The sequence below is a fragment of the Streptomyces sp. NPDC047917 genome (assembly GCF_043204345.1).
Classification (GTDB): domain Bacteria; phylum Actinomycetota; class Actinomycetes; order Streptomycetales; family Streptomycetaceae; genus Streptomyces; species Streptomyces sanglieri.
This window is the reverse complement of record NZ_JBIDCA010000010.1, coordinates 373183-386279: the sequence shown is the minus strand read 5'-3', so window position 1 is coordinate 386279 and position 13097 is coordinate 373183. Positions and strand designations below refer to the sequence as shown.

The 13097-nt window shown below is 68.9% G+C and carries 14 protein-coding genes and 1 pseudogene; 7 read left to right on the top strand and 8 right to left on the bottom strand.

Going from position 1 to position 13097, the window contains the following annotated elements; all coding sequences use genetic code 11:
• Nucleotides 1-368 precede the first annotated feature (368 nt).
• On the top strand, nucleotides 369-1328 hold the full coding sequence (locus ACGF8B_RS25720) for a hypothetical protein (RefSeq protein WP_392742833.1): 960 nt from the start codon (nucleotides 369-371) through the stop codon (nucleotides 1326-1328).
• 260 nt (nucleotides 1329-1588) lie between these two features.
• Here ACGF8B_RS25720 and ACGF8B_RS25715 read toward each other — a convergent pair whose 3' ends face one another.
• Complete coding sequence (locus tag ACGF8B_RS25715; RefSeq protein ID WP_392742830.1) at nucleotides 1589-2026, bottom strand: hypothetical protein; 438 nt, start codon at nucleotides 2024-2026, stop codon at nucleotides 1589-1591.
• Between the two features lie 322 nt (nucleotides 2027-2348).
• Between ACGF8B_RS25715 and ACGF8B_RS25710 the strand changes: the two genes are divergently transcribed.
• Both ACGF8B_RS25710 and ACGF8B_RS25705 read left to right on the top strand, forming a co-directional pair.
• Complete coding sequence (locus ACGF8B_RS25710; RefSeq protein ID WP_392742828.1) at nucleotides 2349-3959, top strand: ISL3 family transposase; 1611 nt, start codon at nucleotides 2349-2351, stop codon at nucleotides 3957-3959.
• Nucleotides 3960-3978: 19 nt separating this feature from the next.
• Nucleotides 3979-4146, top strand: coding sequence for a hypothetical protein (locus tag ACGF8B_RS25705; RefSeq protein WP_392742826.1), 168 nt, complete (start codon nucleotides 3979-3981; stop codon nucleotides 4144-4146).
• 638 nt (nucleotides 4147-4784) lie between these two features.
• Here the strand turns inward: ACGF8B_RS25705 and ACGF8B_RS25700 are convergent.
• The 5 genes from ACGF8B_RS25700 to ACGF8B_RS25680 form a co-directional block, all read right to left on the bottom strand.
• The gene (locus ACGF8B_RS25700; RefSeq protein WP_392742824.1) at nucleotides 4785-5465 is read right to left on the bottom strand and encodes a hypothetical protein; all 681 of its coding nucleotides are present in this window, start codon (nucleotides 5463-5465) and stop codon (nucleotides 4785-4787) included.
• A 1151-nt stretch (nucleotides 5466-6616) separates the two neighbouring features.
• Nucleotides 6617-6844, bottom strand: coding sequence for a hypothetical protein (locus ACGF8B_RS25695; RefSeq protein WP_392742821.1), 228 nt, complete (start codon nucleotides 6842-6844; stop codon nucleotides 6617-6619).
• 215 nt (nucleotides 6845-7059) lie between these two features.
• Nucleotides 7060-7272: a 4-oxalocrotonate tautomerase family protein gene (locus ACGF8B_RS25690; protein WP_383726140.1), complete on the bottom strand. Its 213-nt coding sequence runs from the start codon at nucleotides 7270-7272 to the stop codon at nucleotides 7060-7062.
• A gap of 151 nt (nucleotides 7273-7423) precedes the next feature.
• The gene (locus tag ACGF8B_RS25685) at nucleotides 7424-8404 is read right to left on the bottom strand and encodes an alpha/beta hydrolase (protein ID WP_392742817.1); all 981 of its coding nucleotides are present in this window, start codon (nucleotides 8402-8404) and stop codon (nucleotides 7424-7426) included.
• A 60-nt stretch (nucleotides 8405-8464) separates the two neighbouring features.
• Nucleotides 8465-9532, bottom strand: coding sequence for an alcohol dehydrogenase catalytic domain-containing protein (locus tag ACGF8B_RS25680; protein ID WP_392742814.1), 1068 nt, complete (start codon nucleotides 9530-9532; stop codon nucleotides 8465-8467).
• 120 nt (nucleotides 9533-9652) lie between these two features.
• On the opposite strand from ACGF8B_RS25680, the gene ACGF8B_RS25675 reads away from it, so the two are divergent.
• Entirely contained in the window at nucleotides 9653-10252 is a 600-nt protein-coding gene (locus tag ACGF8B_RS25675; protein WP_392742811.1) for a CGNR zinc finger domain-containing protein, read from the top strand.
• A gap of 269 nt (nucleotides 10253-10521) precedes the next feature.
• Nucleotides 10522-10842, top strand: coding sequence for a hypothetical protein (locus ACGF8B_RS25670; RefSeq protein WP_392742808.1), 321 nt, complete (start codon nucleotides 10522-10524; stop codon nucleotides 10840-10842).
• On the opposite strand, the gene ACGF8B_RS25665 is transcribed toward ACGF8B_RS25670, so the two are convergent.
• Nucleotides 10806-11153, bottom strand: coding sequence for a hypothetical protein (locus ACGF8B_RS25665; protein WP_392742806.1), 348 nt, complete (start codon nucleotides 11151-11153; stop codon nucleotides 10806-10808). The two genes, ACGF8B_RS25670 and ACGF8B_RS25665, sit on opposite strands and share 37 nt — an antisense overlap.
• A 424-nt stretch (nucleotides 11154-11577) precedes the next feature.
• On the opposite strand from ACGF8B_RS25665, the gene ACGF8B_RS25660 reads away from it, so the two are divergent.
• Entirely contained in the window at nucleotides 11578-11760 is a 183-nt protein-coding gene (locus tag ACGF8B_RS25660) for a hypothetical protein (RefSeq protein ID WP_392742803.1), read from the top strand.
• Between the two features lie 121 nt (nucleotides 11761-11881).
• On the opposite strand, the pseudogene ACGF8B_RS25655 reads toward ACGF8B_RS25660, so the two are convergent.
• Nucleotides 11882-12568 (bottom strand): annotated as a pseudogene (locus ACGF8B_RS25655) (transposase).
• Nucleotides 12569-12667: 99 nt separating this feature from the next.
• Here ACGF8B_RS25655 and ACGF8B_RS25650 point away from each other — a divergent pair.
• Complete coding sequence (locus ACGF8B_RS25650; RefSeq protein WP_392742802.1) at nucleotides 12668-13081, top strand: hypothetical protein; 414 nt, start codon at nucleotides 12668-12670, stop codon at nucleotides 13079-13081.
• Nucleotides 13082-13097: the final 16 nt, after the last annotated feature.

The following is a 13097-nucleotide window of genomic DNA, read 5'->3' as shown; positions in this document are numbered from 1 at the left end:
GCCTCCTGCTTACCGACGCGCTCGTGTTTTCTATTGACTTTTTGGTGTGGCTTCTCGCCCCCCCCCCCCCCCCCCGCCCCCCCCCCCCCCCCCCACCACAACACGAGATCTCAAACATGGTCTGGCGGGTCAGGCTGTCGCGGCCGAGTCACCATCGTGATCGCGCGGCTTCCGGCTTCCCACGGCTGCGACCGGTGACGGACGCCAAGGCCGAAAACTCCCCGCCACCCCCTGGGGCGTTCAGCGACGGCTGAAAAACCGTTGCCTCCTGGTCGCCGGCCTGCTGGGATGCAGAGGCTTCGACGGCGGGAGGGGACGGCTTGGCGGTGTTCGGGTGTGCCGGCTGCGGTGTGGTACTAACGGCGGCGGTGTCGAAGGTGGCACTGCCGATCCATCTGAGCGACGCCTACTGGGAGACGCTGCACCCACCGCTCCTGGAGGCGGGGACCTACGCCGTCGACCCCGAGCCGTACGGGCCGCCGTGGCGGCCGTGGGAGGAGGTCGGAGCACAGGAGGCAGCCACACGGGGGGTCTTCGCACCGCTCGGCGCACTGTCCGACGGACCGCCGGACACCGTCCTGCTCACGCCCGGCGACATGCGCGGTACCGGGCTGATACCGGAGCGGACCGAAGGCTATTGCATGGGGATCAACGGGAGCGGCGGACCGAACCTCGCCTGCCTGGGCTGCCGGCTACCGGTCGGATCACGGATCGACGACTGCGGGCAGTGGCAGGTGGTCCGACTCCTCCCGCAGGCGGTCGGACGGCTGCCCGGTCCGCTGGAGCGGCCTGTCATGGACTGGGCAGACCTGTCTGCCGACGGCCCGCTGTGGCACGGACTGAGCGAGTACCGGGACATCCCGGCGGGCGTGGCCCTCGCCCACGTGGTGATGGCCTCCGAGGGCGGGCCGGTCGAGCCGGCGCCCGGTCCCGTCACCGAGCTCCTCGGCCGGGCACTCGCCGCGCTGCTGCCCTCCGGGGAGGGCGCGAAGTGGCTGGACCTGGCGGGGCCGGGGCTCGGCGAGCCGGCCGCCGAGCTGCTGCTGGTGCCGGTCCACCCGCAGACCGCAGAGGTGTGGCAGCCGAGAGGCGGCGCGGTGGCCGTGCCCGTCGAGGCCGCGCTCTGGGCCGAGCTGGCCTTCCCACCCCACCGGACCCAGCTGCCGGCAGTCGGCGGCCTGCCGGCAGGCGTGGAGCGGGACGATCCACTGCCGCCGCACCCGCGCATGCCGTTCTGGCCGTCCGGCGATGCGTTCCGGCATACGCTGGCACGGATGCCCACCGTCCAGGAACCATGGCTGCGGGCAATCTACGACCACAGGTATTGACCCGTCAGACTGCTCAACGGACCTATAGGTTGCGTTCGATGTACACGGCGTGGCCGTGGACAAGCCGCCGACCGTCTAGCGTCCGGGCCGGTGCACGTTCCACCCCCGCAACAGGGCCTCATCGCAGAAGACGCAGACGAAGTTGTCGACGGTCATGTACTTCCCCATCACGAGCGTCAGCTTCCCCGCCCAGACGTTCGCCCCGTCGTCACACCATCGTGGTCGTTTCTCGACCGACCGGGAGGTGTGGCGAGGGCCGGTCAGTCCCAGTCGGACGCCGGCTGGTCGACCCGGCCGCCTTTGTGTGGTGTGGGGATGTAGTCGCGAGCACCGCCAGGCAGCGCGGCGACACACGCCGCCGAGCAAACGTTGACCAGCAGGGGCAGTACGTCAGTGGCCACGTGCAGTGAGATCCACACCTGATGAAGTCCGCGCTGTTCGATCGGGCGGTCGCAGACACTGCAGCTATGGGTGACGGTGGCACCCCACCGTCGGGGATCCAGGTTTCCCGGATCGAGGCCCGCAACCGAGCCCGGGGAAGGCCGTAGCCGCGGGAACGGCGGTCGCATCTTGTAGTTGCCGAACAACGCGCGCGTGCTTACCGTGCTGCGGGCCGGCTTCCGGCATCGGGTGATCTCGTAGGGGAACCAGCGCAGCCGGTAGGAGGTGTAGGGGGTGAGCTCCTCCAGGCTGGTCACGGCCCCGATCTCGGGCGGGCTCCGGACCAGATTGCTGCCGTAGAGAACAAGGTGCTTGACCGCCGTCAGCTGGGCGATGCCAGGTGGCAGAGCGATGATCTACCGCCGCTCTTCCGGACTGAGCCCGGTCAGGGGGCGAAACCCCTCGCGCCCGTCGGCGGCGGCCTCGTCGATCAGCTCCAGCAGGTGGCGCCAGCCCTGAGCCGAGGTGTCCTGCCGCTCGGCGTGGAATCCGACTCGGGCTCGTGGACGCAGCCTGGACTGATCGAAGCACGAGCACGCGTCCTGGCGGGCACCCCGCTGCTTTGGGGCCGGGTCCGATGTGTCGCCCCAGCGGTTCAAATTGAGCCTCGGCCCGGACGAGTCAAGTCGAATACACAGCTCCTACCGGCGGTTTCCCACAGATGTGCCCAGTGCGGGGCGACGGGTGGTTCTGTGCCTGCAAGTCCGCAGGTTCTTCTGTCTGGACTCTGTATGCGGACGGCGGACGTTCGTCGAGCAGATGCCGGGGCTGACCAGGGGATACAGCCGTTGGACCGAACGTCTGCGTTCGCCCCTGGCCATGGTCGGCCTCGCTCTCGCGGGCCGGGCCGGTGCCCGGATGGCAGGCGTCTTCGGAGTGTCTGTCAGCCGCAGTACGGTGCTGCGGCTGGTCGACGTGTTGCCTGAGCCGGATGTGCCGACCCCGCGGGTGGTCGGCGTCGATGAGTACGCCACTCGCAAGGGCCGCATCTACGGAACTGTGCTGGTCGACTGTGAGACCCGTCGGCCGATGGACCTGCTGCCTGACCGGGAGGCGTCCAGCCTGGCCAAGTGGCTGTCGAAGCGGCCGGGCATCGAGGTGATCTGCCGGAACCGTGCTCCGTTCTTCGCCGAAGGCGCTTCGGTCGGGGCACCCCAGGCGATCCAGGTCGCTGACCGGTGGCATCTGTGGCACAACCTCAGCAAGGCCGCCGAGCGAACTGTTGCCCGCCACCGCCAGTGCTTGTGCGTCCTGGCCCCCGAACCGGTCGAGGACGGATGCGACGAGCCCGCACCCTCCATGGTGGACCCGGCCTCGCCCTGGAAGATCGACCGGATCGCCAACCGCATCCGGGCCAGACACGCCAGGGTCCACGCGATGCTGGAAGCCGGCCACAGCCGCCGTTCCATCGGCCGCCAACTCCATATGACGCACCGCACCGTCAAAAGCCTTGCCGATGCAGCCAGACCAGAAGACCTCTTTGCCGGTCAGTACCAGTTCAACCGAGCCTCCGCGCTGGACGAGTACAAGCCCTACCTCGACAAACGCTGGAACGAGGGCTGCACCAACGCCTGGCAGCTCTGGGAGGAGATCGTCCCGCTTGGTCACAAGGGCAGCTACGGCATCGTCAGCGCCTACATCAGGAAGAAGCGCACGTCACCCCGGCCAGTTCCCGCACAGCCCCCGGCACCCCGCCAGGTGGCCAGATGGATTCTCAGCCGCCCGGAAACGCTCACGGAGATCGAGCAGCTCCAGCTCAAGGCCGTGCTGGCCGACTGCCCCGAGCTTGACGCCCTCACCGGCCACGTCCGGTCCTTCGCCGAGATGCTCACCGAGCGCCAGGGCGAACTGCTCCCCGAATGGCTCGACGCCGTCCGCCAGGACGACCTGCCCAACCTCCACACACTCGCCGCAGGAATCGCCCGCGACGCCGTGATCGCCGACCTCACCCTGCCCTGGAACTCAGATGTGGTCGAAGGGCACGTCAACCGGATCAAGATGCTCAAGCGCCAGATGCTCTGCCGCGCAGGCTTCGCTCCTCCGCAAGCGAGTCCTCCTCGCATAACAACCTGGCCGAGCATCACGCGCATCCAGATCCTGGTCGTGGATGTCGCGCGAGTGCCAGGATGCGTGTCAAAGCGCAGACGGATACGGAGGGGAACGTATGCGACCGACGTTGGCAATGCGTGAGTGGAGTACACGACGCAAGGTGACTACTGCTGCAGCACTGCAAATGCTGTGGCTGGGTCTGCTGATCACCGCCGTGATCACCTGGGACCTCTCGCTCTCCGTCCCCGTCGCCATCGGGATAATGGCCGGTCCGGCCCTGGGAGGAGTGGTTGGTACCTGGGCCGCCTCGAAGACATCTGGTAGGTGACGATCAGTCACCGTTTCACGGAAGGTGAGCCAGAACCACAACTGCTCGATAAAGCCACACGGCAGTTCCACGCCCGCGAAGGGCATCTTCGATTGCGTCGCAAGCACGTTGAGGAGCACTGGATGCGGGTGCAGTCCCGACAGGCCGTCAGGATGGCGCTGACGCGGTTGTTGCGGTCAAGCTCGGCGCCTGGCTCGGCAACGTCCGCAAACGCGCCATGAAACTCCCCGAACAACACCGCACCGACCTCGACCAGCTGGGCATGCGCTGGTAGACGGCCGAGGGCGGGCAGATGGTCAACGTGAGGGCAGCAGTTCGATGACGGCGCCGTCATCGAACTGCTGCGACGCCTCAGAGGCATGGGTTGCGCAGGCAGTAACGGAATCGCCAAGGCGTTCGGTGATCCGGTGTGTTGCGAGTTCGGCGCACGACTGTTCAAGCCGGTCGTAGGGCCAGCAGCGGGCTCGCAGCGCTACTTGCTGATCAGACCGTGATCAACCACATCAACCTGCTTCTACCCGTCGGCGGAGGCAATTGCCGAGGTCACCGGTCTGCTGGGGCCCAGGGATGCCCGCCGCTGACGCTACGTCCAAGCGCCCTGGGGGGCTCATCACGCTCCTGGCGGCGTCCTGCTGCTCTCATCTGTCCAGCAGCCATGAGGCCCGTTGTTCGTCGACGCCTCCACGCCATCCTGCGAGTGGCACCGTGATGTCCGAGCGTGGCGCGCCGCGTAGCCTGCGGAATGCGGTGTGCCTCTCGGCAGTGGGGACGAACCGGTCCCACATCGGCGGCAGGGCTGGGCTGGGAAGCACCCCAATCTCGGCAAGTCCGATAAGGATGCCGTACCGCTGATACTTGTCAGTACCAGGCACGATCTTCGCCCGCGCGACCTCCTTCTCCAACTCGCTCGGTCTCATCCCCGCCGGCGCTGAGCGGATGAGACCGAGCAACGCGCGCAGCCGCTCGCGGTCGTCCTCTTCCGGCCGAGGCAGCCCTTCCGCTGCGGCGGCTTCCAGGTCCGGCAGATAATGCTCCGGCACCTCGTTCCACGCCCAGCCGAGTGCGAGACGCAGCAGCACTTCTGTGACGTCGACCTCGGACACCGGCTTCAAACCGCAATCAGGGACACCGTCTTCGTCTCGCGGCGCCGTGCTGAGGAAGCGCGCCCATCCGTAGGAGATCACCGTCTGCCGCCCGCGCGGAGCGGACCCCAACCCCGCGACGAACGCCGGGAGCACCGTATCCTCATTCAGCACCGCGGCCGCTGAGACGGCACGCTCGACGATCTCAGGCGCAGCCCACTGTTCGTGCTCATGCACCGGCCACCCCGCGCGGTGAGCTGCCGCAACGTCTGCGGGGTCGTCAGACGGTTCGGCTCCCCTGACCGTTCCGGCCCGAGTGAAGCGATACCCGTAGCAGCGCATCAACGGCCCCAGGGCCATTTCCCCAGGAACCCGTCGTGACATGGCACTCATAAAGATCAAGTCTACTGCTCGGATTTCCACCGGATGTGGCGCTCCAGTCGGCGGGACCCCGCACAGTCGGGGAAGACAGTCAGCCCTCTATCGAATCCCGGCACCACGCCGTGCGGCCGAACGGCACCCCGTACGGGGCTGCTGCCGGGACAGTCACGCGCGAACGAGCACGCCTGACGCCTGGACGAACAGCACAGATGGAAGCCGGCGCACGGCCGCCACCATCCGTCCACCTCAAGCCCGAGCACGACGGCGACGCCGCCCAGGCTGCCCACGATGCCCGCGTCTTGGCCCACGGGCCACCTGGTTCAGGCTACCGAGCTGCCCCGGGCCGCCCGGCGCAGCCGATCGACGCAGTGCCCAGGATGGCGTCCACATGGGTTGACCGCGTATGTCACTGCGTCACCGCTCATGCATCATCAGGGCCATGCCGAGTTACGTGCCTTCTCCTGATGAAGTGACCGCCGCGCAGACTCCCGACGGCGGCTGGACGAGGAAGCAGCTTGCGGAGTGGGGGGGTCCCTGGCCCCCGCCACAGGGCTGGCGCAAGCACCTGAAAGCAAAGTGGGAGGGCAAGGACGTCCCACCGCTACAACGCCAGGAACCCAACCAGGACTCCCTGTTCTGAGCCAGCCGCCCCGGGGCCGCTGTACGCCGTCACCGATCCGGCCCCGCTTCGGGAACGGCCGGGTGCCAGACCCGGCCCGCGCGCGGCCCCGCCAACGCGCGAGAGGGACTTGCCGGCCGCCGGCCCCGCGGCGCTCCGCCCGCCCCGCCCCCACCCTCTCCCTTTCGGCGGTTCGGGCGGCAGGAGGTGCGCAGAGGGGATGTCAGCATCCCGACCACGCTTTGCGGGCTTGGTGACCTGCGTAAACACACGACGCCCCGGAGAGAGGGGGGCAACAGATAGTGCATGGAATCATGCAGGAGAAAGTGCGAGCGAAAGTGCAGGAGAACTTTGGGCCGAACTGGCCCAGCCGGGAGAGAAGCAGATCTCAGCCGGGATGGTGGGGCGGTTCCTCGTCGGCGTGGCCGCCGGTTCCGAGGGTCCGCCGCGGGGACGGTGGCGCGGCCGGGCGCGTGCCGAGCACGCCTCGGGCACGCAGTTCGTCGAGATCGGACAGACGTTCTCCGGGAAGTACGTCGAGCAGGTCGGCCTGGGCGGCGCGGATGCTGGGCGCGGGAGCCTGAGGGCCTGCGCCAAGAGCGCGGCGGACTGTCACGTCGGCCATCGTACGGGCGGGCGGCAGCCGAGGGCGTGTTGGCCCTGGCCTGCGGTGGTCGGTTCTGTGGTCGGCCCGTGGTCGGGCCCGACCACAAACCCGACCACAAGCCGCCTAGTTGAGGATTTCGATGCACGGCCTTCCGCATCCGGACAGCAACGCGGCACGCCGGGCGATCGGCATCGCCGCGCGCCGTGTCGCGTGCGTCATGCACTTCAGTGCTGACGCGACTTTTCGAGGAAGTCGGGGTCGGAGGCGAGGACGCCGCCCTGCGCCCAGTACTTGACCGGGTTGGCATGGAACAGGACGAGGATCTTGTCGCGCGGGATGTTCGTGACGCGGTGCACGGTCTCGGTCACCTCGGTCAGCAGTTCCTGCGTCTGCTCGTCGCCGGCGCCCTCCCAGGCGTCGATGTTGATGATGGGCATCGTGTTTCTCTCCTTCGCTTCTTCAAGGGGATGCCGCCGCACCTGACGCGCAGCGGCATCCTTGGTACTGGTCGCGGCCACTCGTGCCGTCCGGCTCTGACCGAGGACTTCGGTCAGGGCCTCCACCGGCATACGAGCCGGTCGGAGTACGTCACGGGGTGGATGTGTCCTGGAACCGACGGGCGAGGTAGCTGAACCAGGTCTGCTGGAAGGTGGCCGCGAGCCGCGACTCGGGTGCGAACAGGTCGAAGGCGTGGTAGGCGCCCGGGTAGAGGTGCAGTTCGACCGGGACCCCGTGGGCGCGCAGGCGCGCGGCGTAGTCGAGGTCCTCGTCGCGGAAGCAGTCGAGTTCGCCGACCGCGATGAAGGTCGGCGGCAGCGCGCTGAAGTCCTGCGCGCGGGAGGGGGCCGAGTAGGGGGAGACGTCGTCGGTTCCGGTGCGGTCCCCCAGGACCGCCTGCCAGGCCAGGATGTTCGTGGAGCGGTCCCAGATGCCGATGTCGGTGATCTCGTGGCTCGACGCGGTCAGGTTGCGGTCGTCCAGCATGGGGTACGTCAGTGACTGGAACACGGGGGCCGCGCCGCCGCGGTCCCGGACCAGCAGGACGGTGGCCGCCGCGATGCCTCCGCCGCCGCTCTGGCCCGCGATGCCGATCCGGGTGCCGTCCAGACCCAGCTCCTCTGCTTCGCGGACGAGCCACTGGTAGGCGGTGAAGCCGTCCTCGGCGGCGCCGGGAGCGGGTGTCTCCGGGGCGAGCCGGTAGTCGACCACGGCGACGGCGCAGCCGAGCTGCGAGCACAACGGCTTGAGCCAGGCATCGTCCTGGGCGGCGAAGCCGAGTACCTGGCCGCCGCCGTGGAACCAGAGCATCACCGGCAGTGGTCCCGGCGCGGTGGCGGGCCGCAGCAGGCGGACCGTCACGTCGGGGCCGTCCGCCCGTCCGATGCGGTGTTCCTCCGTTGTGACCGACGGGTCGTCGGGCTCGCTCGCGGCGGTCGACTCGGCCTGCGCGCGGAAGGCCGCGCGCGTTGCGGGGATGTCGGTGAGGTCGAACGCACCGTTGGGCGTCATGGGGACGCCCTCGAGTGCCTGGCTCAGTTCCCGGTCCATCAGCAGACGGGAAACGGGCATGGTCGTGCCTGCTTTCTTTCCATGGGGGTGCCGCCCGCGGGCGGTGTCGGGCGGGACGGCTCAGGCCTGGAAGTCGTCGATGACGACCACGCCGGTCGGCCCGTAGGTCGCCAGGGACTCCAGCACCCCGCTCGCCTCGTGGAGGCCGACGGTGCGGGTCACGATCCGGCCGGGGTTGAGGCGGCCGGCGGCGATCATGTTCAGCATGGTGCCGAACCGCTGGCCCTGCATGCCGAAGGCGCTCAGGAACTCCAGCTCCTTGACCATCATGACGTCGATCGGCAGCGCGACGTCCCCCTTCTCCGCGGCGGTGGTGTGCCCGAGCTGGAGGTGGCGGCCACGGTTACGCAGGGACAGGACGGAGTTGCGGCAGGCCTCGGCGATCCCGACGGAGTCGACCGACACATGCGCTCCGCCCCCGGTAAGGGTCTTCACCGCCTCCGCCGGGTCGTCCGTGGCGGCGTTGACCGTGTGGACCGCGCCCAGGGCCCGCGCGGCCTCCAGCTTCTCGTCCGTGATGTCGATCGCGATGACGTTGGCGCCCGTCGCCGCGGCGATCTCCACCGTCGACAGGCCCATGCCGCCGCCGGCGCCGTAGACCGCGACCCATTCCCCGCCGCGGACCTTCGCCTGGTCGACGACGCCGTGGAAGGCGGTCATGTAGCGGCAGGCGAGGGCGGCGACGTCCGTGAAGCCGACGGACTCCGGTACCCGGACCAGGTTGACGTCAGCGAAGCGGACCATGACGTACTCGGCGAAGGCGCCCCAGTAGGACACCCCGGGCACGAGCGAGTCCACGTGCTCGCACACCTGCTGGTTGCCGCTGCGGCACATCTCGCAGGAGCCCTCGCCGGGGTTCATCGGGAAGAGGACGCGGTCGCCCTCCCCCCAGTCCCGCACGTCCCGGCCGACCTCTACGACGGTGCCGGCGAACTCGTGGCCGAGGACGAACGGAGGCTTGACGCTCGGCCCGCCGGTCCAGAAGTTCCCGGCCCACAAGGCCCAGTCGGTCCGGCAGATCCCGTTGGCTCCGACGCGCAGGATCGCGCCGTCCGGCGGGCACACGGGGTCGGGCACGTCACGGATGACGAGCGGCTTGTTGAGTTCCTCGATAACTGCGGCGCGCATGGAAGCGGCCTCCTTGTGGCTCGTGATACGACGAAGGAAATCCAAGTCCACCGGTTCAACCGGTGGACTTGAAAGCTAGGCGCTTGCCCGGCGCGATGTCAACCGCATAAAGTGGTGGACATGGATGACAAGGACGGTCGACGCGAAGGGCGCCAGCGCGCCAAGGCCGACTTCCGCTTCGACGACGCGCGGCTCTGCTTCGCCTTCGCCTGCACCCTGGCCGACCGCGGCACCGGCACGCCCTTGGAACGGCTCGCCCGGCCGGAGGACCTCGGCCGGTGGAGCATGGAGAGCGGCTGCACCACGGTGGCGCCGGCCTGCACCAAAGCCGACCTGGGCCACGCCAGACGACTGCGCGAGGCGATCCAGCGGACGGGCCAGGCCCTGGCGGACGAAGCCGCGCCCGCCCGCGAGGACATCGCGCTGATCAACAGCGCCGCTGCCGAGTCCACGTCCGTGCCCGAACTCTCGGCCGACACGGCCTCCGTACGCTGGCACGGGGACACTGTCTCGGCGGCGCTCTCCATGGTCGCGCGGGACCTGATCGAGCTCTGCCACTCGGAACACCGCACACGCGTCCGCATCTGCGGAAACCCCGCGTGCGGCACACCTTTCGTCGACACCTCCCGTGCGGGCGCCCGCCGCTGGTGCTCGATGAAGACCTGCGGCGCCCTCGCCAAGAAGCGCACCTACCGGGCGAGGTCGAAGAGCGGGTCCTGACCCCGACCCGGGAACGGTGGGTGTCCTGGTCGACGTCACCCCGGACATCGACGATCACGGACGTGGCGAGGGGATCCCCGAGTTCCGCCTCGGTCCGAAGCCGGCGGAAGCGCGCGTCGCTGCATTCGGGGCCGAACACGGCATCGTCCTGCCCGGCGCCTGCAGGCAGTTCCTCACGCACGTCGGTGGCTCGGGCGCGGTACCCGTTCTACCGAGATCCAGCCGCAGGTCACACCTACTACGAGTCCCGCAAGGCATCCCACACGCTCGTGTCCGACGAGAGCGGCCGGCCCCTGTCTCCCGACCACACACACGTCTCCTACTTCCGCGGCCCGCGCTTCCACGACATCGCGATGGAGTTCGTCCAGGCCGCCGACGGCTTCGACGCCGTCGCCCTGACCTCTGAAACGACGCGGGGACTGGCCCTGTTCACCGACAGGACCCTGGCGGAGCGCTGGCACACCCACCACCAGGAGCACGCCGTTCTCGCCCTGCTGTCGGCCAAGGGGAATCTCCGCCGCCCGCGAGTGCAGCGCCCTGTCTCCCACCGCATCTACATGCCAGCGCCCGGAACGGGGCGGCCGCACTGACCCGGGCCACCCCCTGGCCGATTGGCGTCCCCGTCAGCGGTCCCGGCCCACTCCCCTGCCCTGTCCTGCTCAGGCTGCGTGGTGTAATGCTGCTGCCGGCGGGCGGGGTCGTCCGCATCCTTGACCGGCTGCTTCGGCCGCGGTCCGTCCGCGACGATGCGGCTGCGGGCTTCGGCGGCCTGGGTGAAGGCGGCCAGCCGGCCGAGGTTCTTCGGTGTGTGCAGCCACGTCGCGGGACCGGTCGTACGGCCCTCCAGGTACTCCTCGGGCATCGCGGCCTGCTGATGCGCAGGCAGGATCGGGAGCCTCACCCGACTGATCCGCCGAGCCGCGATCACCAGCATTCCTGACGGCACCGAACGCATCACCGAGGCGTCCCTGGACCAGATCCGCCTGGACCACCTCGCCGAAACCCACCACCACACCACACGAGACTGCTCACCCAACCCACGCTGACCAGGCAAAACACCACTGACCAGCAAAGACACAAGCACGGGCGGGCGCGGCTTCGTCCGCCAGGGCCTGGCCCGTCCGCTGGATCGCCTCGCGCAGTCGTCTGGCGTGGCCCAGGTCGGCTTTGGTGCAGGCCGGCGCCACCGTGGTGCAGCTGCGGCTGCACCACGTGGCCGGTGCCGCCGCCGCTGGCGCCGCCCTGTGCCTGACCGCCGCTGCTGCCGCAGGCGCCGCCGATGCGCACAGCCACGCGGCCGGCACACCACACAGCGGGCCGGCGAGGTGATCACCTGCAGCACGGTCGACGCGGATGGGCCGATCGTCTTCGGAAACACCCTCAACACCAACCACTGGGGGCCGCTGTCGAACTTCATCATCAGCGACCGGAACAACAAGTACTCCTGTCAGGGCGGCTGGGCCGAGGGCACCCTGTGGGTGAGCGGCCAGAACTGCCGGCAAGCCTGACGGAGCACGCTGTTGTTCGCGGCACCCTCCCGAGAGTGTCGCGAACCGCTGGCCAAGTGATGTCCCGTAAATGATCTCCGGGTTGCCTCGGGCATGAACGGCCGCGGTGTGGCCCGCTCGCCTATCCGGCGAGGGCGAGGTTGTGCACCCGGGCGAAGACGTGCTCGACGCGGGCTCGGACCTGCGTGTGGGACTTGTTGTGTTCTTCTTTCCAATCCGGAAGTTCGGCCTGGCCGCGCTCGCGGCGGTGCGGGATGACGAGTCCGGTGCCCGGGTAGCCGCCGTCAGCGATCGTCGTGGTTTTGCCGACGGCGGCCTTGGCGCCGGACTCCTCCCACGCCTTGCAGTCGTTGCGGTTCCCTGAGGCCGGCCGGCCACGACGACCAGACAGGTGTCGGCGTCGATGACGACCTGGTGGTTGGTGGAGTACCGATAGTTCTTCGACCGCTCGGCGATGGTGTGGTCGCAGGTGGGAACCAGGGTGCCGTCCACGATGAGAACAGTGTCCCTTGGCGAACGTTTTGCGGGGCTGAAGCGCCAGCATCGGCCCGAGTTGGACAATGACACGGTCCGCCGCCGACTTGGACACCCCGAACATCGGAGCAATTTGCCGCATGGTCAGGTTCGTGCGCCAGTACGCCGCGACCAGCAGTGCCCGGTCCTCCAGCGGAAGACTCCACGGCCGGGCCTTGCGGACGGCGTCCGCACCCTGGCGCCGCAGCACGGTCACCAGCTTCCCGAACTGCCGCGGGCTCAGCCCGCTGAAAGGGGCTATCCAGGACGGCGACGCCGTGATCACACCAGCCACGGCGAGATCGTCTCATCCTGATCACGCTGCGGGGCCGCCAGCCTCTGACGGGACATATCTCGGTCGCCTGGACGGATTCGGCATGAGAACCTCACGCCGGTGGCTTCTGAAACCGAGGTGGGAGAGCTGTTGCACCAGCGTGGCTGGCGAACGGCGTTCACGGTCGCTGAAAGGGTGAACGCGTGGGCTGCCCTGGTGAGCGTCATCGAGCGCGGCTACGACGACAACATCTACGAGTACACCAACGACCTCTACTGCCGAAACTGGCTGCACGAGGCGTGGCTCCTGCTGGACGAACACGTCGTCCAGCTCTGGACCCCGCGGATCAAAGCTCTGGACGACCAGTACAAGGCCGTGACCATCGACGACGACGGCCAAGCACTCGATCAGTTCCACAGACTGCCCGGCCCCGACCTGTGGTGGTGGCGGCGCCACCCCCGCATCCTCACCGGAGACCTCGGGCGTTCGCTTCGCTCGGCCGGTGCCATCGGCGCCGCCCCGGACACGGCATGACCCTCAGCCTCGTGGG